Raw genomic sequence first — 21,105 nt, 5'->3', positions numbered from 1 at the left:
GCTTGATTGACTCTAAGGAGTTCCTCGCAATTCACCCAATTTTCTTGTCATTCATTTCTGAACAACGCGGACTAACATATACAAAAATATTTTTTAATCCGCCAACATTATCATTTGTGCACCCCTGCGCGAACCTCCTTGCTCAACTAGATGTGTCAATTTTGCAATATCATCCAGCCAAGATACAGAACCAGAAGACTTGCCATTTACCCCTTTAGCTAACGTATTTCGAGGTCGTAATGTCGATCCATTTGTACCAACTCCGCCGCCGCGGCTCATAATTTCCATGACTTGCTTGCGGTGTTCTGAAATTCCTTCTCTGGAATCTTGAACAAATGGCATCACGTAGCAATTGAAATACGTAACGTCTGTTCCAGCACCTGCACCGTACAGCACTCTTCCTGCTGGAATAAAATTCAAATTAACTAATTCTTGATAAAATTTTTCAAACCATTCTTTTCTTTTTGCTTCTGTTTTTTCAACAGAAGCAAGTCCTGTCGCATTTCTTTTAGCAATTTGCTCATAGAAAATTTCCAATGGTTTTTCAATAACATCCAATGAACGAAGAATAATGCCAGTTTCTCCTTCCTCTCCTTCCAACACACCTCTAAACTCTTCATCAACAAGTACACTTGCCATTTTGGTATCCGTGTTTATTTCTTGAACAATCCCAAGCCCTCTGGCAGGAAACTTTGGATCTTCTTTAATTGTCAATACAACAAAATCCCCTGATGCAAGCGTAACCTTTTCTGTATCTTTAAAGGTATAGCGGTCAAGCATGACAAGTCGGGAAACTCCTTTAAAGCCAGTGTTCATATCTGGAGTGATCGGATGAACCTCCGGAAATAATTTAATATCTTCATTTAATTTTTCAATATTTATTTTTACATCTTGTCTAAGCATAACGGACATGCACACAGCTCCTTCATTTTTTATCCTATTGATTAAAAGTAACTAGCATCACTCCTATTTAAATAATATGTACAATTAAAGTATCATACCAACCCACCAAAATCAACATATAGTACTTACGTAGAAAAATAACAACAACATATAGTGTTTCAATCTGTCGAATTTCATTTTGTCAAACTAGAAAAAAAATAGATATCGAAGAAAAACAGAGAATAAAAAAGATATTTCAGCATAAAGGACAAAAATTCGACATTCTTCATACTTGCACTTTTTTGTTATGGATAATGATTGATACAACTGGATTCTTGCTAAAGACCTGAAGTGAAAATATTTTTCGACAAGACTTTCAGTTCATTTTTTTAGTAGTACTTCTTACTTCATTATGTGTAATCAAAGCGAAAAAGAGCGCTGCTAGAGCACTCTTTTGATCTATTCATTCTTTTTTTATAATAGAAAACATTCCCTATTACCTGCGAAAATTCCATTCATCGCTTTCATATTTTTCTTTTGCTAATCTTTCAACATAGTTCAACTGTTCTTCAGTTAATTCATAAGGTTCTAAATTGATTTGAAGCCCTTCTTCAAATCCTTGTTTAAAAGCAGTTTTCGCCATATCAATCGTAATATTTTTAGTTGTTAAGTTATTAATGGCTACCGCTTTTTCTTTAAATGCTTTTTGCATTCTTTCTTTCACACGCTCATTTGGATACTTAAATAACTGAAATAGTTTATCTTCGTCTAAATCTAATAAAATCGAGCCATGCTGCAAAATAACTCCTTTTTGCCTCGTTTGTGCGCTTCCTGCTACTTTTCTGCCTTCAACAACTAATTCATACCAGCTTGGGGCATCAAAACAAACGGCTGACCGAGGATTTTTTAAACTATTTTTTTGTTCCTCTGTTTTTGGTACAGCAAAGTATGCTTCGAGTCCTAGCAAATGAAAACCTTTCAGAATGCCTTCTGAAATCACACGATAGGCTTCCGTAACAGTTTGCGGCATTTCAGGATGATCCTCTGAAACAATCACACTATATGTTAATTCATGTTCATGAAGAACGCCTCTTCCTCCTGTTGGTCTCCTTACAAATCCAAGGTTCAACTCTTTCACTGCATCCATATTAATTTCTTTTTCTACTTTTTGAAAATATCCGATGGATAATGTTGCAGGATTCCATCCATAAAAACGGATGATTGGTGGAAAATCGCCGGTAGAATGCCATTCTAATAACGCTTCATCTAATGCCATATTAAATGCAGGCGAGCAATTTCCTGTATCTATAAACCTCCAAGTTTCTCGTGTCATCTAGATCCCTTCTTTACTGTAATATAAGTTTGTTTAGGTCAATGTTTAAGTCTATCAAAAAGCAGGAAAGAAGAAAAGCATGTCGACTTCTTTTTCAATGGTGAATAAAAGTATTCTCTTTACTACTAGAATGGTTCACTTATATAATAGAAAGAGTGCAAGTTATGAAAGGAGAAATGAGCATTGCAATCGATTTATACACTTCTAGTGATAGTCGCAGCAGTTATCGTTTATTCGGTATCTAAATGGCTTTATCAACGGAGAATAGTAAAAACAGTAACAGAAGAAGAATTTCGCGAAGGATACAGAAAGGCACAATTAATCGATGTAAGAGAGCCTAATGAATTCGAAGCAGGTCATATTCTCGGTGCAAGAAATATTCCATTGTCTCAATTAAAAATGAGAAAAGGAGAATTACGACCTGATAAACCAGTGTATTTATATTGCCAAAACGGGTTGCGCAGCGGCAGAGCAGCTGAATTCCTGCATCGCAAAGGCTATAGACAGCTTACCCAGTTACAAGGCGGCTTTAAAAAATGGTCTGGAAAAATAAAAGCGAAATAATAATAGCCAGTTAAAGTGGTTATACGATATAGAAACAGAAATAGAGGGAATTCCATCAAGGATAATCCCTCTATTTTTTTATATTTACGGACTTATTAACTTTTCACGTACCGTAAAACAGGTTTCCGGGCAGCAAGCGTCTCATCTAATCTGCCAATAACCGTTGTATGAGGTGCTTCTTGCACCACTTCCGGTGTTTCTTCTGCTTCTTTTGCAATTTGTATCATCGCATCAATAAATTGATCTAATGTTTCTTTTGATTCCGTTTCTGTCGGTTCAATCATAATACACTCTTCTACATTAAGCGGGAAATAAATGGTTGGCGGATGATACCCGAAGTCCAGCAGCCTTTTCGCAATATCCAGCGTACGAACACCAAGCTTTTTCTGCCTTTTTCCGCTTAGTACAAACTCATGCTTACAATGACGATCAAATGGCAAGTCATAATATTCTGCTAATCGTCTCATCATATAATTTGCATTTAAAACTGCATTTTCCGTTACTGCTTTTAATCCGTCTGGCCCCATAGAACGGATATAAGTGTATGCACGGACATTAATTCCAAAGTTTCCGTAGAAAGGTTTTACTCTGCCAATTGACTGTGGACGGTTATAATCATAGACATACTCTTCCCCGATCTTTGTAATAACCGGTTTAGGCAAAAATGGAATTAAATCAGCTTTTACGCCAACTGGACCTGATCCTGGTCCACCACCGCCATGCGGTCCTGTAAAGGTTTTATGCAAATTCAAATGAACAACATCAAATCCCATATCTCCAGGTCTTGCTTTCGATAATACGGCATTTAAATTAGCACCATCATAATATAATTTTCCACCCGCATTATGAACAATCTCCGCCATTTCAAGAATATCTTCTTCAAATAATCCTAGTGTATTCGGATTTGTTAACATAAGAGCAGCAGTGTCATCTCCAACCACTCGTTTTAAATCCTCTAAATCTACTAATCCATTTTCATTTGACTTAACGGTGATCGTTTCAAATCCGGCAACTGTTGCAGACGCTGGATTTGTACCGTGAGCAGAATCTGGGACAATCACTTTTGTACGATTCGTGTCACCATTCGCTTCATGGTATGCACGAATCATCATTAATCCAGTCCATTCCCCATGTGCTCCCGCAGCAGGCTGAAGGGTAACTTCATCCATTCCTGTAATCTCCGTTAAATGCTGCTGCAAGTCATACATAAGTTCCAAAGCACCTTGTACAGAGCTTTCATCTTGTAGTGGATGAATATGAGCAAACCCATTAAAACGTGCCACATTTTCATTAATTTTTGGATTATACTTCATTGTACAAGAACCTAAAGGATAAAAACCAGAATCTAAACCATGGTTTCTTTTCGATAAGGCAGTATAATGACGCATAATATCTAATTCGGAAACTTCAGGCAGTTCAGGGCTGGCCTCCCGTACATAATCGTTTGGCAAAAGATCAGATAATGCTGCTTCCGGAACGTCCATTTCCGGCAGACTATAACCGATTCGTCCAGGTGTACTGCTTTCAAATATAAGTGCTTGATGTTGATTATGCATGGTAATCCTCCAATTCATTCACAAATTCATCTATTTCCTCTTTTGTTCTAAGCTCTGTTACGGCAACTAGCATATGATGATCTAATCCATCAAAATCTCTGCCTAAATCGTATCCGCCAATTATCCCTTTTTGAAGCAGAGACTTGTTGATATTAGAGACAGGAGCTTTGCATTTTATAACAAATTCATTAAATGAATGTCCATCAAACTCTATTTGAAAGCCTGCTTCTTTTAATTTCGTTTTCGCATAATGAGCTTTTTGCAAATTAGCGACAGCCATTTCTTTCACACCATTTTTCCCAAGTGCTGTCATAGCTACTGATGCTGCTAGTGCATTAAGTGCTTGATTGGAACAAATATTGGATGTTGCCTTATCGCGACGAATATGCTGTTCCCTAGCCTGCAGCGTAAGAACAAATCCTCTTTTCCCCTCTTCATCAACCGTTTGTCCAACCAATCTTCCAGGCACCTTACGCATTAGTTTAGAGGTTACCGCAAAATATCCACAATGAGGACCTCCAAATGCCGCTGGAATTCCAAATGGTTGTGCATCCCCAACGACGATATCTGCATTAAATTTTCCTGGAGGAGTTAACACTCCTAAAGCAAGTGGATTGCTCGAAATAACAAACATCGCTTTATTAGAATGAATAAGTTCTTCCAATTCTTTTAATGGCTCTATTCTCCCAAAAAAGTTAGGATATTGTATCATAACAGATGCCACATTCTCATCTATTAATTCTTTTAATTGATCGATATCTGTGATCCCATCTTTATGAGGCACTTCTACTACTTCGATGTATTGCCCTTTTGCATATGTTTTGACCACTTCTTTTGCTTCCGGGTGAACTGCGCTTGAGATAAGAATCTTTTTTCTTCTTGTAAAACCAGCGCTAAGCATTCCTGCTTCAGCGAGCGCTGTAGCTCCATCGTACATAGAAGAGTTCGCTACATCCATACCCGTTAATTCACAAATCATTGTTTGAAATTCAAAAATTGCTTGTAATTCCCCTTGTGAAATTTCTGGTTGATAAGGCGTATAAGCGGTATAAAATTCGGAACGAGAAATGACATGGTCGACAATGACAGGCGTGTAATGATCATATACACCTGCGCCTAAAAAAGAAACATTTGATTTAGCGTCCATATTTTTTTGAGCAAGTTTGTTTAATTCCTTTAATAATGCAGATTCACTTTTAGCAGGCTTAATCTTGTATTCTCCTTGAAAACGAATCTTTTCTGGAATATCTGTAAAAAGTTCATCCACAGAGTCTACTCCGGTACTCTTTAACATAGCTTGTTGATCTTCTTGTGTCATTGGTAAGTAGCGATGTTTCATCCTGTTTAACTCCTCCTAATTTAAGCTTGATTCCTTTTATAAAATGGGGTTGCAACAACTTTCGCTCTCATATATTTCCCTCTAATTTCCACATCTACTTCTTGAGCAAGCACGGCAAATTCTTTTTGTAATAATGCAAGCCCGATATTTTTCTTTAATGTAGGAGATTGTGTTCCAGTTGTTACTTCCCCTATTAATTCTCCATTTGCATATACTTTGTAGCCATGTCTTGGAATGCCTCTATCTACCATTTCAATGCCTACTAATTTACGGGAAACACCCTGTTCTTTTTGTTCCATTAATGCGGCTTTGCCTATGAAGTTGTCCTCTTTATTTAATTTTACAGCAAAGCCAATTCCAACCTCTAAAGGAGAAATATCAGCTGATAATTCTTGACCATAAAGAGCAAGCGTTGCTTCAAAACGCAACGTGTCTCTTGCGCCTAAACCACATGGCAGCACACCTTCTTCTTTCCCGGCTGCTAATATTTCGCTCCATAATAAAGGAGCATCTTTGCTGTCGCAATAAATTTCAAATCCATCTTCTCCTGTATATCCTGTACGTGACAACAGTACTTCTTTCCCAGCAAGCATCTGTTTTTGCTGAAATTGAAAATAACCGATAGAAGCAGTATCAATATTTGGATTCATTTTATTAATGATAGTTTCAGCCAATGGACCTTGAAGAGCTAATTGCGCATAATCTTCTGATAAATTAGTTAATTCCACTTGCCCATCGGCATATTTACATAACCAATCGTAATCTTTTGCAATATTAGATGCATTCACTATTAATAAATAGTGGTTTTCCGCTAATTTATAGGTTAGTAAATCGTCTACTGTTCCGCCATTTTCATAACACATAGCAGAATATTGAGCACCGCCAACCTTTATTTTTGACACATCATTCGTTAATACTTTTTGTAAAAAAGCTAAGCTCTCTGCTCCCTTTACTTCAATTTCTCCCATGTGGGAAACATCAAATAAGCCTGCTTTTGTACGAACTGCTTCATGTTCTTCTTTTATACTGGAAAATTGAACAGGCAAATCCCATCCACCAAAATCAATTGTTTTTGCTCCATATTCTTTATAGCACTCAAATAAAGGTGTACGCTTTAGTGTCGTCATTTTCTTCAGCTCCTCTTATTTTCAATTTTTTTATTATGTGAATTAATTACTATATTTAACGAGAAGTTTCTAGCTATTCTGAAAAATCCCTACAAAAAAAGGACAGAAACCTCCCATTTAAATGAAGAAAGGTCTCTGTCCTGGCACCTGAAAGTTTACCGATATCGGCTGTCCCCTTTGGTGGCTGTCTTTTATACAGCGCTCTCCAGAGCTGCGTCAAAATAGAGTTCTTTTGCCTGAGAGATTCACAATAAGAATTGTTTGCTCCTTCGGCGCTACAAATGTAGTCTCTCCCCTATTTCTCATCCGCGTATTATAAAATTATATCTATTGGTCATACTATTACTAAATATAATTATCGTCTCGAAAAAGACGATTAATAATAAATACTTATGTAGTTTTTGTTCACTTTTTATAAAAAAATCGATATTTTGTGACAAAATTCAAAACTTTTACACATTAATCCTAACATCATGATGAAATTCAGGCAATAATTATTTTCTAATAAAAAAATATTTTATTTATCAATACACGAAATTATTATTTTTATATAACATTTTTTCATCTATTCACTAAACCCTTCACTTGTTTTTACGACAAATTTATGCCTTACAGAATGAGAAAGGACGACTACGAATGACGATTGAAATCAACTTAGATCATTCATGGAATGATGAATTATTAAAAAGAATGACTGAGGATGGTCCATGGGCTAATTGGGAACTATTTAAACTCTCCCTTGAGGTAGAACAGCATACGATTATTCGTGAATTCGAAGGACTTCAGGCACCAAATCATTTATCGGATTTAACACCCCTTCCTCATCAATTGGAAGTAGCAAAAAAAGTAATTGAAGATATGAACGGTAAAGCGATTTTAGCAGATGAAGTTGGTCTAGGCAAAACAATTGAAGCAGGTCTTATATTAAAAGAATATATGATTCGCGGACTAGTAAAAAAAGTGCTGATCTTAGTGCCAGCTTCTCTTGTCACACAATGGGCAACTGAGCTTAATGTAAAATTTTATATTCCGGCTGTTATTCAAAGAAAAAGCTATGTGTGGGAGCAATGTGATATTGTCGTATCATCCATTGATACAGCAAAAAGAGAACCACATCGGAAGATTATTTACGATCAAGATTATGATTTAGTTATTATCGATGAAGCACATAAATTAAAAAATAATAAAACAAAAAACTATGAATTTGTACAAAACCTAAAAAAGAAATTTTGCCTTCTGTTAACGGCAACACCTATTCAAAATCGCATCAGTGAAATCTTTAATCTTGTTTCCTTGCTTAAACCTGGCCACTTAGGTAATGAATCTACTTTTTATGAAAAATATAAAAAAGACTCTCGTTCTATTAATGACGATGAACATTTAAAAGAACTTGTAAATAAAGTCATGATACGGAATCGCAGACATAATACGGGAATTGAATGGACAAAACGGGTTGTGGAAGCGGTAACCATTGATTTTTCTAAAGAGGAAAAAGATCTTTATGATACGATTGAACAATTAAAAAGCAGCCATCAAAACGAAGCAAATGGCAGAAATCCATTCTCGATGATTACATTGCAGCGGGAAGCGTGCAGCAGCAGAGAAGCTGTTTACTACACCTTGCAAAATATGTTAAAAAAATCAGAAAATCCATCTGCTCAATTAACCAATAATATTCATTTACTGTTGAAGAAAGTGGAAGCTGTTACTTCGAACTCAAAAGCAGAAAAAGCGTTAGAACTCATCCAAAAAATTAATGATAAAGTCATTATTTTTACCGAATACCGTGCTACTCAGCTGTATCTGCAGTGGTTTTTAAAACAGCATGGAATCACTTCTGTACCATTTCGAGGCGGCTTTAAAAGAGGAAAAAAAGATTGGATGAGGGATTTATTTCAAAACCACGCTCAAGTATTGATCGCAACGGAAGCTGGCGGCGAGGGAATTAATCTGCAATTTTGCAACCATATTATTAACTTTGATTTGCCATGGAATCCTATGCGCCTCGAACAACGGATTGGCAGGATTCACCGTTTTGGCCAGAAGAAAAATGTCATGATTTATAATTTTGCTGTGAAACATACAGTCGAGGACCATATTTTAACATTATTATATGAAAAAATTCATTTATTTGAGAAAGTAATTGGCGAATTGGATGATATTTTAACAAAATTAGATTTTGGCAATATGGATGATTACATGGTGGACATTTTTTCTAATTCCCGCTCAGAAGGAGAAATGAAAATAAAAATGGATAATTTAACGAGTATGATTGAATTTGCACAGACTCTTAAGGAGGTGAATAACAGTTAAAAATATTTTGTAAAAGTTCATAAAAACTTCTTATTTTATTATAATCTTTATTTTTATAATAAAACTAAGAGGTGATATAAATGAGATACTATTCAATAGATGAATTTACTAAATGGATAGGAAAAACAACACAAACATTAAGTAAATGGGATAAACAAAATACTTTCAAACCATCATGTGATTGAAGGGGATTGTACAATTAGTTCAAAACAAGAAGAAAACTATAAGAACAGTAGTAAATTTTTATCTGATGAAACCCTGCGTAAAGAATTGACTGTTTTAAAACAAACGGAAGAATATGCTTGGTTGTATGATGTATCAAATAATATCACAAAACAAGTGATCAAAGATGCTTGTGATGCGTATAAGAAATTCTTTAAAAAACAAGCAGAGAAACCACGTTTTAAAAGCAGGAAGAAATCAAAACCGTCTTTTTATAATGATAACGTCAAACTCAAAGTTAAAAAGGATGAAGTCTTGATTGAAAAAGTTGGTTGGATTAAAACGTCTGAACTTTTGCCAATAGGTGTAAAGTACTTCAACCCAAGAATCAGTTTTAATGGTAAGTACTGGTATTTGTCTGTTGGAATGGAAGAAGGAATACAATCAACGGAATTAACAAATGTTTCACTTGGAATTGATGTTGGTGTGAAAGAATTAGCAATATGTTCAGATGGTAGAAAGTTTAAAAACATAAACAAAACAAATGTAGTAAAAAAGGCAGAAAAACGCCTTCGCAGGTTGCAGCGTCAAGTTTCTCGAAAATATCAAATGAACAAGGAGGGAGACCGTTTCGTCAAAACCAGCAACATTATAAAAATCGAAAGGAAAGTGCGGAACCTATATAGAAGATTATCGAATATCAGAACCAATTATCTTCATCAAACGACAAACGATATTGTGAAAACCAAACCATATCGAATTGTAATGGAAAGCTTAAACATCAAAGGAATGATGAAGAATAAGCATTTATCAGAAGCGATTGCCAAACAAGGATTATACGAATTCAAACAGCAAATCCAGTATAAGAAGCATGGGATTGAATTTGTGGAGGCTGATAAATGGTATCCATCTTCTAAAATGTGTTCATGTTGTGGAACGGTTAAAAAGAATCTAAAGCTATCTGACCGAATATATCAATGTGATTGTGGTCTTGTAATAGATAGAGATTTGAACGCTTCTATCAACTTATCACATTATCAATTAGCAAATTAACACCTTAAACGTTATTGCTAATATGTAGGATTCGTTGTATCCGAATTTACGCCCTCGGAGTGTCATATCAAACGAAAGTAGCTTCGGCAAAATCGGACACGAAGAACAGGGAAATAAACAAGCTTTATAGATTTTTATGAGGTTTTGACAACGGATGAACCATATGAAGCAGCAGGAAATTCATCAATTTCTTGAAAAATTTTTCCAAGCAACGGATTGCGAGATAATCGAAAATAATAAAGGCTATTTGATTGTGCAATTAACAATTGATTTGGATAAAGAGCTGATGAACCGCCCATTTTATTGGCATTATCTCGAAAAAACTGGCGGCACCCCAAATCCAGCAAAGTTGACATTAATAACGGATCCGAACATTGCCCCCAACGAGATAAAGGGCGAATTAATTCATTTCGGTTCACCACGGCTTCATCAATTATTTGCTTGTGCAAAAAAACTATCTCGGTATATTCGTTTATACGAAAATGTAGTAGGACAAACCCAGCAGCATACGGCATTAAAACCTTGGTTAAATATCAATATGAAAATATCTTATCAATGCGATCGCAAAAAGGATGTGTATCGTTCTATCGGTCTTCAGTTAATAAATGGACAAATAGTCGATGATTTTCAAACAAAAATGCAAAAACTATCTTTATCTGCGAAAATCCCCGATTATGCTTTTACCTTATCGCCATTAATTATGCCAAAGAGCGGGATGATAAGAATTGAAAATACAATTCAACAATCATTAACGCAAGAAGATCATACTTGGGCAGAAGAAGCGAAACAACGATGGACAAAGGATTTACAATTATTAGAACATTTTTATGAAGATATAGAGGAACCATCAGAAAGCTTACAGAATGAAAAGTTGGCATTAAAGGAACAATACGAACCAAAAATAAATATTTCGATTATTAACGGCGGCTTTTTTTATATAGCTTCAGAAGCTATATAAAAAGGCTGCTTGTTCGGAGTTATCATCCCTACAAGCAGCCTTTTTATGTTATCTTTTTATTTTAGTTCTTCTATTTTTGACACTTGCAGCAATTACATAAGGCAATATGCCAAACCAACGCAGCATAAAGGGTTCTTTGTTACCTTTACGTTCCGCTTTTAATTTTTTTCGCTGATCTTTAGGCTGATCCATATATTGCACAAATGTTTGCGTTAAATATTTTACATAATCATTCGTGTTCATCTTATCACCACAGCTTTTTATTAATAGGATGACCAACTCCTCTCCTATTTATTCAAGTAAATGAAGATGCTATTTATTTACCTCGACCCATTTGGTCATTTTTTTCTTTTCTTTATCATAATAACTCAACGCCCAAAGTCGGTAATTTGGAGGTGCAAGAAGGGAATATTCTACTTTTTCAACTGTAGGAGAATCCTTGGTTATCGTGTAATCAATCGTTGTATTGAAGTAATTGTATTGACCCGTTTCTGGAATTTCTTCTCCATTTGACAGCTTTTTTTCTAAGTCTTTTACCGTACTCATGAAATAATATTCTTGCCTGTACATAGCTTTCGTTTCTTGAAAAATGTGTTTTTTATTGACATAAAGCTGAATCATTACTAGAAAGAAGAGAATAAATAAGATAAAAATACAAAAAGTAATTGGATAAATAACCCCTTTTTCATTTCGAATCATTATTACTCCCTTCAAGCTGTACATACGACAAAATATTTACTTCTTTTTGCTGGTTATAAACATTTTTCACTTCCACTTTTACACCATTGTGAATTTCAGAAAATTGTACAGAAGCTACACCTTGTAAAGTTACTTCATGTCCAGTTGCATTAACTCTCCTTCTTATTTTCGTTAAATATAATTCATACATAATATTCTCCCCGTCCACATATAACAACAGCTTATTGTTTTCGACATGAATGGATTCAGACATTCTCACTTCTTTTTTTAATTGACCGACAAAAACTTGCCATTCCATCTCTTTTAATTGAACAGCGACCATTTGTTTTTCTATAATTATGTGTAAAATGGGAGGGAGGAAGGCAATGATTAACAAAAAAAGGAATAACGAAAACAGCATGTCCAATAACATAAATCCCTTATCATTGAACATTTTCACAAATTTGCTGTTTTTTCTGGAAAACATTCTCATAATATAAACATACTTCCTCCTCCCTTATCCACTTTATAGAATATCGTGTCCCATTCTTTTCTACTTCCATTCCCTTTTTTTCTTTTTCTTCTACACGAAACTGCATCAAATATTCGTATAAAAGTTGAGTAGATGTTAACTCCTGATCTAATTGCTGATACTGTTTTAACAAATGGGTATAAGCAGGAATAAAGAAAAGGGTTAAAAGAGACCAAATAGTTAAAGCTAAAAACATTTCTAGTAAGGAAAAACCTTTACAATTTTGCAACATAAAATCTTCCTTGTCCTATTTGAACAGTAAATTTGTAATTTTTATCTTCTATAGAAATGTAATAAGTGGCAAATTCCGACACATTGCCATTTCGAACGATGGAGAAAGAAATTGGGGTTAAATCTTGATTGATTTTTATACTTTCATCATAATAACGATCAACAATGTAGCCAGTCTGCATATCCCCACTAATATAATACCGCTTATGTTTAGGATAAAAATACACATACATCTTCATTTGATGAGATAAAGCATAGCTTTGGGCGTAATACAAATCCGACTGTAAAGTTGAAAAAAACAACTTTTCTTTAACCATAACATGCTGCGGTCTAAATAGTAGAAATGATATGGAAAGGAGAATCATAAAAACGGAAAGTGAAACCAACATTTCAATTAATGTAAAGCCTTTTTGATTATTTATCATGGTGTACTTGCAACCGACACCTCGCCACTACTACTAATGACAACTGCCTTTCCATTTGGACAGGTTGTTTGACCTTCTTGGACATAACCAGCATCTGCAAGAGCTTCCATATCTGTTGGATATTTTTGATTATCCATATAATAGGACTGGACTTCTGCTTGAGCCATTTTTACAAATGCATCACAACCTGTTTTATTAATTTTAGAATTATGTTTTGTAACATTTGGAATCGTAATAAGAAGCAATATCGAAATAACGAGAAGAACTATCATCATTTCAATTAACGTAAACCCTTTTTCATTTTTCATTCTTTTCTCCTTTCAAAAACCGTCTAACAACTGAAACATCGGTAATAATACAGCTAAATACAAACTAATAATGAGCAAACCAACCAATGCATACAAACTTGGCTGAATTATTTTTATTGTTTTGTTCGCTCCTTCCTGAAACGTATTTATACAAAAACTGCTAAAATAGTGAAGTTCTTGATCTAATCTTCCATTTTCTTGCCCATGCTGCAGTATTCTCCGTAATTCTTTTTCAAAAAAAGGAATGACGCTAAAAGCTTGTTCTAATCGTTCTCCCTTTCGCAAATGTTCCATGACTATTAATCCTACCTCAGCATATAAACGCTGCTGTTTATTTTGTTGGAAAAATTGTAGACTTTCATAAATCGAAAATCCGCTTGACACTAAATAACTTAATTGAAGTGTAATGATGTGGGTATAATAAAGAGAGAAGTATCTACCAATCAGAGGCAGTTGAACAAACATAGTACATCTTGTAATCATATCTTGTTTTTTAAAATAAAGATGATAATAAAGAATCAATAGGAGGATACATATGACAAGCAGCATGGAAATAATGGGGATTACTTTTCCAGCCCCAATAACAAAAACCATAAATATATTTTTCTTTAAATCCATGGATACAAAAAGACTTGTGAATTTTGGGAGTAGAATCTGTTGTACAAAAAAGAATAGGATGCATGTAAAACTAATTAAAAAAAGTGGATAGTAGAGGAGTTTTTTCAATTTTGCAACCGTTTCTTGTCTAGTTAATATCATTTTGCTGCCATCTTGAAAGGCTGCTGCAAAGCCGCCATGTTTCTCAGCAAAAAATACATAGCTGATCAACTGTTCATTAAATTGCATTTTTTTTAAGTTTTCATAAAACGATTCACCTCCTTGTAAGGCACCAATGCATGCCCGTATATCTTCCTGCTTTTGATCGGACAAATAATAAAGAGTAGAATGTGCTGCTTCTGCTAGTGAATAACCTCTTTCTAATAGCTCCCCAATACTTTTTAATAACAATGCTTGCTCTGTAAGTGACCATTTATTTTGTTTCTTCATCATATACCCAACGTTCATATTCATCTTCTTTAATAAAACCTAAAGCTATTCCTTTATTAATATTTTGAGCTAATGTTTTGTACTTGCTTGTTTCCTTGTAAACATTATTATGGAGAATGGGGAGAATCGTTTTTCCTGTTATAATCTCAAAAACACTTGCCCTTTTCACCCGGTCTTTTAAGCTAAAACAATAGGTAGAACAATCGCCGCTGCAATATGGACAAACTAGTTCTACTAATCTTTGTGCTGTTACTGCAATCAATGTTTGTTCTATTTCCAGCTTATTCACACCAAATTCCAGTAAACGATGAACCGCCCCTTTTGCATCTCGTGTATGCATCGTTGTGATGACAAGATGTCCTGTTAATATGATAGACACATTATATTACAACTCTAATTATTTACATAAAAACAAAAAAGCACAGCGTGTATAAGTGGTGCTACCAACACCCTTATACCGTCCGCCTACTCTCGATAGGCAAACACTTGCTGTACTCTTATGTACTTTATTTTACAGTACGTAAGAGATCCTAGCAACAGTTTGCTTACATTTGGCATTCTGTTGCTTTTTTGTTTCCAAGGGAGACAAAATTATGAAAAAAAGAATAGATGTTATAGCAAGTGTGGACTCCTTCCACAATCTTTCTACATTTACAGATATCGAAGATATGAATAAAACTGTGCGTGCATACCGTGACACTATCCGTATGTCTATTAAACGTGCAGATGTACAAGCTAGACTTATTGCATTACTGGAAGTTTTAAAGCGTCACAGCTGTAAGCAAATAGGTGTAAGCTACATGAATAAAAACACCATTGCTGAAAAGTTAGAAGTATCATATAAAACAGTGCAGCGTTTAATGAAGAAGTTAGTTGATCTAGGTATGATTAAGCAAATTGCAATGAAGCGTAAAAAAGACATGCTGCAAACAGCTAATACTATTATCATTAATCCTGTTGAGGAAGAAGTGTCCGACAAGACTGCTGCTAAAGAGTCCGAAAAGTGTCCGACCATTAAAACTAATTCTATTTCTTTAAAACAAAATATTAATAATAAACGTAATACTGTTACCTTAACACCTAATGTTGAAAAATCTGTGGATAATATCACTAAAGCTAATTTTGTAGCTCATTGGGTTCCAGAACAATTTTCTAAATTGACCAGTTATTTTTATAACGATGCTGAAACAATTAATGAGTTGTGGAAGGTCGTTAAGCAAAACAACAAAGTTGTTAATTTTGAGAATAATACTAGAGCATTTAATGCAGATCAAGAGCTTAAAATTGCTTTACAATCAGTAAAAGAACTTGTGATGAAGATTAAATTTAATAAGGGAATTAAGAATATATTTGGTTATTTTAACGGTATCGTGAACAATCTTATGGACAAGTTATATTTCGATTTAGACTTCATGGAATAATTTGTCTAGTTTTGCCAAACGTATAATAAATATTTATTAGTATATGTAAAATAATTGGTGAAAACTGAAAAGATTTTATGGGGAAACAATTTAAAAAATTGTTATTTATTTTTATAGCTGCACTGACAGCTATCACATTAACAGTTTTCGATAAAACATTGTACGATTTTTCCAATTAAGGTACAATATTTACAAATTATGCAGGAGGGATTTTTTATGAGCGATACAAAAAAAACAAATGGAGAATATTTTTCGGAGCTGCAATTGGCGCTATACTTGGAATAGTTGCTTATACGAATAATTGGTTAGGATAAGGGAGCGTTACTTAAAGATTCGACAATCGAATTAAACCACTTTAAAGAGCAATACTATAATTTTTAAAGGATGAAAATAATGACAAAAAAGAAAAATGAAGTATTTGAATGGGGAAAAGCTATTATTATAGCAGTTTTAATAACTGTCGGGGTTCGTTCTTTTATATTTGCTCCTATTGTAGTTGATGGGGAATCTATGGATCCTACTTTAAAAAATGAAAATCGAATGATTGTATCTAAAATAGGAAAACCAAAAAGATTTGATATTATTGTTTTTCATGCTACTGAAGATGAAGATTATGTAAAAAGAGTAATAGGTTTACCTGGAGATAAAATTGAATATAAGAATGATGTGTTATATATCAATGGAAAAGCATATGAAGAAAAATATTTAGATGAAAATAAAAAAGCGATAAAAGAACAATTTGGTAAAAATATATTGCTTACAGAAAATTTTACATTAAAAGAACTTTGGGGTTTTGAAAGAGTACCTAAAGATACTATATTTGTAATGGGAGATAACCGACGAGATAGTAAAGATAGTCGCCGTATTGGAGTAATACCCTTAAAAAAAGTAGTAGGTAGTACGAATGTTGTTTTTTGGCCAATAAAAGATTTGCAACTAATAAAATAATTTTTCCGCAATAAAATTTCACACGTTATTTTTCAAGGAAAGCACACAAAAAAAGAAAGTCCTTCTCAAACGAGTTGGGCTTTCTATATAATTTAGATATAATTTACTATACAATAAAAATATTTATTTCGTCGATTTTTGTTATACAGGAGGAAGGAGAGATTTTCAATAAAAAAAAATACATTAAACACTATTAAAATTTGTATATTAGTTGCAATTTCTATTAGTTATTTAGTCTATCATTTATTTACATCTCTAAAATCAGAATATACTTTAATACTAATAATTGAATGTTTAATTAATTTAACAATTGTTTTAATTTTCGCTATTTTTTTAACAAAAAAAACCAACATTTTAAAAATACACCAAATTATTTTGTATATTTTATTTGTTCTTTATCTTTTTTTATTACAAGCATTAGTTGCACATGTAGGTCTTATACACTTTGTAATAATGAAATATATAGGACATCACCATATAATGTTTGATCGTATTAATTTGATTCCTTTTCATACAATTCTTAAAGGTTTAACTATCGATAACATTAAAGATTTATATAATCAATCATTCACTTTAAATTTATCTAGACAAAGAGTAACTCCTATTATACAAATTATAGGTAATATATTAATGATAGTTCCTTTATCCTTTTTTATATTATCTTTAAGAATTTCTAAGTCCAAAACAAAGACAATATTTTTGATATTTATTTTTTCTATAGGAATTGAACTATTTCAACTAATAAATTCATATATTACATCTGGTCTTCAATATGCAGAAGGTCGTGGCGTAGATGTAGATGATATTATTTTAAATACTATAGGCGCTATTATAGGTGTACTAGTTTTCTGGATATTTAAAGTTGGTATAAATGGATTTAAAAAAACACAAAAAATATTTTTAGATGAAATTTAATAAATACGTTTTAGAAAGATTAAATCAATTTTATAAAGTTTAAAAGTCCTTAATTCATCTACGAATAGTACATCTTTTCGTATACTAGTTATTTCTTATGCATACAATAATTCCCCTCGTTCTACAAAGGAGGCAGCCAAGATTGAATCTATCTTAAAGATCCGTGGCTGTCTTTTTGTTAAACAGAAAGCTTTAATGTATGTTTCATTAATTTCTTTTACTAGGATGACTCGCTTTGTAAACACATTCTTATTTTCATAAATGATTTCAATTGGTCTATTGTCTCTTAACGCTTTTTCTAGTTGTTGATTCATGCATAACTACCTCCCTTTTGCATACATTATATACGAACATTCGTTCTAAAACAAGATTGAAACAGAACAATTGTTCGTATATACTTTATCTAAAAAAGGTGACGTTATGACTAGGATTCCGGATGAACATAGAAAAATAATTGAACAGGCTATTTATTTGCCGTTGCTTTTATCTGTATTGGAGTATGACCGAAAGGTTACAGAGCAGACTACTGGTTTTAAGCTAAAACAAGTCTATCTGGATCTTATCGAACATACTATGCTCAAAGTCCAGAAAGACTTGAAAATAATCCGTGACAAAATGCGAATGGTCAATATGAAAGTCGTGAAAGGCGAAAACGATGGTGTATTTACTCAATATAATTTTTATTATCGCGGCTATCATGAAGTGCATCGGTACTTTAATGCTAATTTGCGGAATAAGACTGAGAAGTTGTTAAGGGATTATTTTCTACATAATTATTCCTCGCCCGGAAAATAATCCGGGTATTTCGCTAAAATTTCTTTATACTTTCCAGTGTCTTTTATTCTTATTGGATCTGGGCAATTAATATGTGTTAACGTGGCTATGATGTTCATTTTTATATCGTCGTTCAGACTCAGATACTTCTCGCAAACTGGACATCGTATCAAACCGTTATAGTAATCTAATCTTTTCTTTAATTTGACTATATTCATGTTTTACCCTCCTTTCTTACTATAAGGAGGATTCTTTGATATAGTCTGAAATTCCTGTTAGTTCACAAAATGTACAAACTTTTCTTTTTACTAAAATGGATAAATTCACTTATTTCCATTAAAGTTATTAGTAAAAAAGAATTATAATTTATCGAGGAGGAACATGTTATGAGTTGGGAAAGAAAAGCCCTTGAAGCCATGATTCTAAAAGCAATTGAGCAAGAAAAAGAATATAGCGACAAACAAAAAGAATTAACAGATTTAGGAGTAACATTAGACATTGGTGATTTTACCTATGACATACTAACAGAAGTAATGAGTGAATGGGATGAGTTCACAGAAAATTTACATGCTATATATGATGGGGAATTATCTAAAGAAAAATTTCTTACGACTGGTCTTAAGTATATAGAGCAAAAGTTCAATAAATAAAATATACCCCTCTCTTAATTAGAGAAGGGCTTTTTTAGCTATATCATGCTGTAAAACTATTTTATACCCATCCGAGTTATTTTATGCGGATTTTTTGTAGTATGATGCTATTACTGCTTGTTGTTATTGTTATTTTTAATGTTTATGATCAATTTATTTAACAGCCTCAAAATTAAATAAAAAAACAGAACGTTAAATAATAATCCAAATCCTTCAAAGCTAAATTGACCACCACCAAAGTACCCTAACCATTGAGCAGGAAGACCAAAAAAGAAGTAATTGTCTTCCCTTCTTATTCCCATCTTAATAAACGAAAAAATTAATACCAATATTATACTAGCAATAATTAACTTTTTGTTTGAATTTAATAACTTCATTCAATTCTCCTTTTTTTTGCTTTTTATCCAAAAAATATTGAATATATATCTAGTATACTATTATATCCATCCTATTTATTTTATTCGAATTTCTTGGTTTGGATAGATTTTATTGATGTCTTTGATATTTGGATTTAACTTTTTAATGACAGCAATAGTCGTCTTTTCCTTCTTAGCAATGTTGCTTAATATTTCACCTTTTTTAACAGTGTAATATTTTTTAGCTGCTGGCTTTGGAGCTGGTTTTGATTTTGGTTTCGGTTTAGGTTTCGGCTTTTGCTGCGGCTTAGGTTTAGGTACTGGTTTGAAAAACAGTTCCGCTTCTGCAGCACGTCTTTTTACAAGTCCACTAAGAACATTGCCGCCGGCATGGATCCATTTAGCAAATTCTTTTCCTGCTCCGACTAAATCTTTTTTATTAATATATTTTGCTAAATCAGATGATTTAAGAGCTCCTACCCCTAAGTTATACGCAAAAGAGACCAGTGCGTCGAATTGGTTTTGATTTAAGCTAACTTTGATTGCTGATAGTACGCCGTCCTCATACTTCTTTAAATCATCCTTCAGCAACTTTTCAGCCTGCGCTTGAGTAATAACTTGTCCAAGTCTAACGTCTGGTCCATAATGACCGTATCCGATTGTATAATGCTTTTCAGTTGGAACAGGTTTATACGCAATCAATCTGCAGCCTTCAAACTTCTTAATAAGGTCAATTCCGTTTTTTGACGTTTTCATTTGGATCTCTCCCTTTTATTTTTATATAGAAAAAGAGCAGCCGTTATGGCCACTCTTACTTTGTTGTTGATTTAACTCCGCTGTATAATCCGCAAGAAGATAATCCAATAATCAACCCATACACGATACCAGTTTTTAGTTCCACTCCAAGATAAAAAATACCAACTAATACCCCTAACAATACAGACACTAATGGGGCAAATCTAACTGGTAATCCTAAGCTTTTTTTAAACAATTCTACTACTCCTACAATCACTGCGATAAATACTGCTACTGATAATTGTTCCATTTTAATCATTCTCCTTTTCCATTTTGTCCAATCTTCTGTGGGCAGACTTACTACTTTCCTCCACACGTGTTACACGCTCGCCAAACTCTTTCATTTGCCGTTCGTTTGCCCGTAAATCAATCCTAATGTCATCCACACCTTTACCGATATAATCAAGCTGTGCTTTAATTTGAGCGTCTTGTTGTGTATCTGATTTAACTTCTTTCGTTCGGTTGAGTTGATAAGCTAAATAACTAATAACAAAGCCTCCAACTGCAATCAGCACGCCAAACTCTATGCTCATCTTCTCGTCCCCCTTTTCTTTGTCTATGCACTGGACTCACCTCCTTAAAGGAACTAAAAAAGGACTCTCCACTGGGGAAGAATCCTAGACTCGTTGATTAATATTTAGTTATACCATTACATTGATCCCATATTATAATGTCGAGTTCTTTACCTTTTTTTCTATATATGGTAATGCCTCTTCTACATATTTTAAAAACTCTTTT

Annotated in this window: 26 protein-coding genes, 2 pseudogenes and 1 riboswitch; of the genes and pseudogenes, 10 read left to right on the top strand and 18 right to left on the bottom strand. The window is 33.6% G+C overall.

Annotation, left to right across the window (positions count from 1 at the left end):
* Positions 1 to 96 precede the first annotated feature (96 nt).
* Both ACTYA4_RS17015 and lipM read right to left on the bottom strand, forming a co-directional pair.
* A pseudogene (locus tag ACTYA4_RS17015) lies at positions 97 to 912 on the bottom strand (ribonucleotide reductase barrel domain-containing protein); the annotation flags it as partial.
* 466 nt (positions 913 to 1,378) lie between these two features.
* A complete protein-coding gene (gene lipM / locus ACTYA4_RS17010) occupies positions 1,379 to 2,215 on the bottom strand; it encodes an octanoyltransferase LipM (protein WP_443480114.1) in 837 nt (278 codons plus the stop codon).
* 183 nt (positions 2,216 to 2,398) lie between these two features.
* Here lipM and ACTYA4_RS17005 point away from each other — a divergent pair, with 183 nt between their 5' ends.
* Positions 2,399 to 2,779, top strand: coding sequence for a rhodanese-like domain-containing protein (locus tag ACTYA4_RS17005; RefSeq protein WP_443480115.1), 381 nt, complete (start codon positions 2,399 to 2,401; stop codon positions 2,777 to 2,779).
* Positions 2,780 to 2,874: 95 nt separating this feature from the next.
* Here ACTYA4_RS17005 and gcvPB read toward each other — a convergent pair whose 3' ends face one another.
* The 3 genes from gcvPB to gcvT are packed head-to-tail and all read right to left on the bottom strand — an operon-like array spanning position 2,875 to position 6,801.
* Positions 2,875 to 4,335, bottom strand: a complete 1,461-nt coding sequence (gene gcvPB, locus ACTYA4_RS17000; RefSeq protein WP_443480116.1) for an aminomethyl-transferring glycine dehydrogenase subunit GcvPB — start codon at positions 4,333 to 4,335, stop codon at positions 2,875 to 2,877.
* A complete protein-coding gene (gene gcvPA / locus ACTYA4_RS16995) occupies positions 4,328 to 5,674 on the bottom strand; it encodes an aminomethyl-transferring glycine dehydrogenase subunit GcvPA (protein ID WP_445505768.1) in 1,347 nt (448 codons plus the stop codon). The genes gcvPB and gcvPA overlap by 8 nt, the downstream gene beginning before the upstream one ends.
* Positions 5,675 to 5,694: 20 nt before the next feature.
* Positions 5,695 to 6,801: a glycine cleavage system aminomethyltransferase GcvT gene (gene gcvT / locus ACTYA4_RS16990; protein ID WP_443480118.1), complete on the bottom strand. Its 1,107-nt coding sequence runs from the start codon at positions 6,799 to 6,801 to the stop codon at positions 5,695 to 5,697.
* Positions 6,802 to 7,015: 214 nt separating this feature from the next.
* Positions 7,016 to 7,107: riboswitch (glycine riboswitch) on the bottom strand.
* A 330-nt stretch (positions 7,108 to 7,437) separates the two neighbouring features.
* Here gcvT and ACTYA4_RS16985 point away from each other — a divergent pair.
* The 4 genes and pseudogenes from ACTYA4_RS16985 to ACTYA4_RS16970 all read left to right on the top strand — a co-directional run bounded on the left by ACTYA4_RS16985 (position 7,438) and on the right by ACTYA4_RS16970 (position 11,287).
* Positions 7,438 to 9,114 carry a DEAD/DEAH box helicase gene (locus ACTYA4_RS16985; protein WP_443480119.1) on the top strand — a complete coding sequence of 559 codons (1,677 nt, stop codon included), beginning with the start codon at positions 7,438 to 7,440 and terminating at the stop codon, positions 9,112 to 9,114.
* A gap of 80 nt (positions 9,115 to 9,194) precedes the next feature.
* Positions 9,195 to 9,287: pseudogene (locus tag ACTYA4_RS16980) on the top strand (IS607 family transposase); the annotation flags it as partial.
* A gap of 4 nt (positions 9,288 to 9,291) precedes the next feature.
* Positions 9,292 to 10,329: an RNA-guided endonuclease InsQ/TnpB family protein gene (locus ACTYA4_RS16975; protein WP_443480120.1), complete on the top strand. Its 1,038-nt coding sequence runs from the start codon at positions 9,292 to 9,294 to the stop codon at positions 10,327 to 10,329.
* Positions 10,330 to 10,492: 163 nt separating this feature from the next.
* Positions 10,493 to 11,287 carry a YqhG family protein gene (locus ACTYA4_RS16970; protein WP_443480121.1) on the top strand — a complete coding sequence of 265 codons (795 nt, stop codon included), beginning with the start codon at positions 10,493 to 10,495 and terminating at the stop codon, positions 11,285 to 11,287.
* A gap of 48 nt (positions 11,288 to 11,335) precedes the next feature.
* Here the strand turns inward: ACTYA4_RS16970 and ACTYA4_RS16965 are convergent, their stop codons facing one another.
* From ACTYA4_RS16965 to ACTYA4_RS16930, 8 genes are read right to left on the bottom strand one after another with little or no spacing between them, the layout of a single operon-like run.
* Positions 11,336 to 11,566 (bottom strand): YqzE family protein, encoded by a 231-nt coding sequence (locus ACTYA4_RS16965; RefSeq protein WP_443480122.1) that lies wholly within the window; start codon positions 11,564 to 11,566, stop codon positions 11,336 to 11,338.
* A gap of 33 nt (positions 11,567 to 11,599) precedes the next feature.
* Complete coding sequence (gene comGG, locus ACTYA4_RS16960) at positions 11,600 to 11,986, bottom strand: competence type IV pilus minor pilin ComGG (RefSeq protein ID WP_443480123.1); 387 nt, start codon at positions 11,984 to 11,986, stop codon at positions 11,600 to 11,602.
* Positions 11,973 to 12,398, bottom strand: a complete 426-nt coding sequence (gene comGF, locus ACTYA4_RS16955) for a competence type IV pilus minor pilin ComGF (RefSeq protein ID WP_445505772.1) — start codon at positions 12,396 to 12,398, stop codon at positions 11,973 to 11,975. The genes comGG and comGF overlap by 14 nt, the downstream gene beginning before the upstream one ends.
* Before the next feature lie 10 nt (positions 12,399 to 12,408).
* On the bottom strand, positions 12,409 to 12,729 hold the full coding sequence (comGE, locus tag ACTYA4_RS16950; protein WP_443480125.1) for a competence type IV pilus minor pilin ComGE: 321 nt from the start codon (positions 12,727 to 12,729) through the stop codon (positions 12,409 to 12,411).
* Entirely contained in the window at positions 12,713 to 13,153 is a 441-nt protein-coding gene (gene comGD / locus ACTYA4_RS16945) for a competence type IV pilus minor pilin ComGD (RefSeq protein ID WP_443480126.1), read from the bottom strand. The genes comGE and comGD overlap by 17 nt, the downstream gene beginning before the upstream one ends.
* A complete protein-coding gene (gene comGC / locus ACTYA4_RS16940) occupies positions 13,150 to 13,461 on the bottom strand; it encodes a competence type IV pilus major pilin ComGC (RefSeq protein WP_443480127.1) in 312 nt (103 codons plus the stop codon). The genes comGD and comGC overlap by 4 nt, the downstream gene beginning before the upstream one ends.
* 12 nt (positions 13,462 to 13,473) lie before the next feature.
* Entirely contained in the window at positions 13,474 to 14,526 is a 1,053-nt protein-coding gene (gene comGB / locus ACTYA4_RS16935; protein WP_443480128.1) for a competence type IV pilus assembly protein ComGB, read from the bottom strand.
* Positions 14,492 to 14,887: an ATPase, T2SS/T4P/T4SS family gene (locus ACTYA4_RS16930; RefSeq protein ID WP_445505767.1), complete on the bottom strand. Its 396-nt coding sequence runs from the start codon at positions 14,885 to 14,887 to the stop codon at positions 14,492 to 14,494. The genes comGB and ACTYA4_RS16930 overlap by 35 nt, the downstream gene beginning before the upstream one ends.
* A gap of 214 nt (positions 14,888 to 15,101) precedes the next feature.
* Here ACTYA4_RS16930 and ACTYA4_RS16925 point away from each other — a divergent pair, with 214 nt between their 5' ends.
* The 3 genes from ACTYA4_RS16925 to ACTYA4_RS16915 all read left to right on the top strand — a co-directional run bounded on the left by ACTYA4_RS16925 (position 15,102) and on the right by ACTYA4_RS16915 (position 17,792).
* The gene (locus ACTYA4_RS16925) at positions 15,102 to 15,929 is read left to right on the top strand and encodes a helix-turn-helix domain-containing protein (RefSeq protein WP_445505766.1); all 828 of its coding nucleotides are present in this window, start codon (positions 15,102 to 15,104) and stop codon (positions 15,927 to 15,929) included.
* Positions 15,930 to 16,322: 393 nt separating this feature from the next.
* Positions 16,323 to 16,877, top strand: coding sequence for a signal peptidase I (gene lepB, locus ACTYA4_RS16920; protein WP_445505765.1), 555 nt, complete (start codon positions 16,323 to 16,325; stop codon positions 16,875 to 16,877).
* Positions 16,878 to 17,015: 138 nt separating this feature from the next.
* The gene (locus ACTYA4_RS16915) at positions 17,016 to 17,792 is read left to right on the top strand and encodes a VanZ family protein (RefSeq protein ID WP_445505764.1); all 777 of its coding nucleotides are present in this window, start codon (positions 17,016 to 17,018) and stop codon (positions 17,790 to 17,792) included.
* Between the two features lie 95 nt (positions 17,793 to 17,887).
* On the opposite strand, the gene ACTYA4_RS16910 is transcribed toward ACTYA4_RS16915, so the two are convergent.
* On the bottom strand, positions 17,888 to 18,106 hold the full coding sequence (locus tag ACTYA4_RS16910) for a WYL domain-containing protein (protein ID WP_445505763.1): 219 nt from the start codon (positions 18,104 to 18,106) through the stop codon (positions 17,888 to 17,890).
* Positions 18,107 to 18,212: 106 nt separating this feature from the next.
* Here ACTYA4_RS16910 and ACTYA4_RS16905 point away from each other — a divergent pair, with 106 nt between their 5' ends.
* Positions 18,213 to 18,587 (top strand): YhjD family protein, encoded by a 375-nt coding sequence (locus ACTYA4_RS16905; RefSeq protein WP_445505762.1) that lies wholly within the window; start codon positions 18,213 to 18,215, stop codon positions 18,585 to 18,587.
* Positions 18,588 to 18,952: 365 nt separating this feature from the next.
* Positions 18,953 to 19,216 (top strand): hypothetical protein, encoded by a 264-nt coding sequence (locus ACTYA4_RS16900; protein WP_445505761.1) that lies wholly within the window; start codon positions 18,953 to 18,955, stop codon positions 19,214 to 19,216.
* Between the two features lie 110 nt (positions 19,217 to 19,326).
* On the opposite strand, the gene ACTYA4_RS16895 is transcribed toward ACTYA4_RS16900, so the two are convergent.
* The 4 genes from ACTYA4_RS16895 to ACTYA4_RS16880 form a co-directional block, all read right to left on the bottom strand.
* The gene (locus tag ACTYA4_RS16895) at positions 19,327 to 19,593 is read right to left on the bottom strand and encodes a hypothetical protein (protein ID WP_445505760.1); all 267 of its coding nucleotides are present in this window, start codon (positions 19,591 to 19,593) and stop codon (positions 19,327 to 19,329) included.
* A 75-nt stretch (positions 19,594 to 19,668) separates the two neighbouring features.
* Positions 19,669 to 20,328 (bottom strand): glycoside hydrolase family protein, encoded by a 660-nt coding sequence (locus ACTYA4_RS16890; RefSeq protein WP_445505759.1) that lies wholly within the window; start codon positions 20,326 to 20,328, stop codon positions 19,669 to 19,671.
* Positions 20,329 to 20,383: 55 nt separating this feature from the next.
* On the bottom strand, positions 20,384 to 20,617 hold the full coding sequence (locus ACTYA4_RS16885) for a transposase (protein ID WP_445505758.1): 234 nt from the start codon (positions 20,615 to 20,617) through the stop codon (positions 20,384 to 20,386).
* A 1-nt stretch (position 20,618) separates the two neighbouring features.
* Positions 20,619 to 20,900 carry a hypothetical protein gene (locus ACTYA4_RS16880; protein WP_445505757.1) on the bottom strand — a complete coding sequence of 94 codons (282 nt, stop codon included), beginning with the start codon at positions 20,898 to 20,900 and terminating at the stop codon, positions 20,619 to 20,621.
* Positions 20,901 to 21,105 lie beyond the last annotated feature (205 nt).

This window comes from Niallia yueguangensis, from assembly GCF_052663115.1.
This window is presented reverse-complemented; position numbering and strand designations above follow the sequence as displayed.

Excerpts from the sequence above, each read along its gene's own strand:
- lipM (WP_443480114.1), bottom strand. The coding sequence starts at position 2,215 with ATGACACGAGAAACTTGGAGGTTTATAGATACAGGAAATTGCTCGCCT.
- gcvPB (WP_443480116.1), bottom strand. The coding sequence starts at position 4,335 with ATGCATAATCAACATCAAGCACTTATATTTGAAAGCAGTACACCTGGA.
- gcvPA (WP_445505768.1), bottom strand. The coding sequence starts at position 5,674 with ATGAAACATCGCTACTTACCAATGACACAAGAAGATCAACAAGCTATG.
- gcvT (WP_443480118.1), bottom strand. The coding sequence starts at position 6,801 with ATGACGACACTAAAGCGTACACCTTTATTTGAGTGCTATAAAGAATAT.
- ACTYA4_RS16985 (WP_443480119.1), top strand. The coding sequence starts at position 7,438 with ATGACGATTGAAATCAACTTAGATCATTCATGGAATGATGAATTATTA.
- ACTYA4_RS16970 (WP_443480121.1), top strand. The coding sequence starts at position 10,493 with ATGAAGCAGCAGGAAATTCATCAATTTCTTGAAAAATTTTTCCAAGCA.
- comGG (WP_443480123.1), bottom strand. The coding sequence starts at position 11,986 with ATGATTCGAAATGAAAAAGGGGTTATTTATCCAATTACTTTTTGTATT.
- comGF (WP_445505772.1), bottom strand. The coding sequence starts at position 12,398 with ATGTTATTGGACATGCTGTTTTCGTTATTCCTTTTTTTGTTAATCATT.
- comGE (WP_443480125.1), bottom strand. The coding sequence starts at position 12,729 with ATGTTGCAAAATTGTAAAGGTTTTTCCTTACTAGAAATGTTTTTAGCT.
- comGD (WP_443480126.1), bottom strand. The coding sequence starts at position 13,153 with ATGATAAATAATCAAAAAGGCTTTACATTAATTGAAATGTTGGTTTCA.
- comGC (WP_443480127.1), bottom strand. The coding sequence starts at position 13,461 with ATGAAAAATGAAAAAGGGTTTACGTTAATTGAAATGATGATAGTTCTT.
- comGB (WP_443480128.1), bottom strand. The coding sequence starts at position 14,526 with ATGAACGTTGGGTATATGATGAAGAAACAAAATAAATGGTCACTTACA.
- ACTYA4_RS16925 (WP_445505766.1), top strand. The coding sequence starts at position 15,102 with ATGAAAAAAAGAATAGATGTTATAGCAAGTGTGGACTCCTTCCACAAT.
- lepB (WP_445505765.1), top strand. The coding sequence starts at position 16,323 with ATGACAAAAAAGAAAAATGAAGTATTTGAATGGGGAAAAGCTATTATT.
- ACTYA4_RS16910 (WP_445505763.1), bottom strand. The coding sequence starts at position 18,106 with ATGAATCAACAACTAGAAAAAGCGTTAAGAGACAATAGACCAATTGAA.
- ACTYA4_RS16905 (WP_445505762.1), top strand. The coding sequence starts at position 18,213 with ATGACTAGGATTCCGGATGAACATAGAAAAATAATTGAACAGGCTATT.
- ACTYA4_RS16900 (WP_445505761.1), top strand. The coding sequence starts at position 18,953 with ATGAGTTGGGAAAGAAAAGCCCTTGAAGCCATGATTCTAAAAGCAATT.
- ACTYA4_RS16895 (WP_445505760.1), bottom strand. The coding sequence starts at position 19,593 with ATGAAGTTATTAAATTCAAACAAAAAGTTAATTATTGCTAGTATAATA.
- ACTYA4_RS16890 (WP_445505759.1), bottom strand. The coding sequence starts at position 20,328 with ATGAAAACGTCAAAAAACGGAATTGACCTTATTAAGAAGTTTGAAGGC.
- ACTYA4_RS16885 (WP_445505758.1), bottom strand. The coding sequence starts at position 20,617 with ATGGAACAATTATCAGTAGCAGTATTTATCGCAGTGATTGTAGGAGTA.
- ACTYA4_RS16880 (WP_445505757.1), bottom strand. The coding sequence starts at position 20,900 with ATGAGCATAGAGTTTGGCGTGCTGATTGCAGTTGGAGGCTTTGTTATT.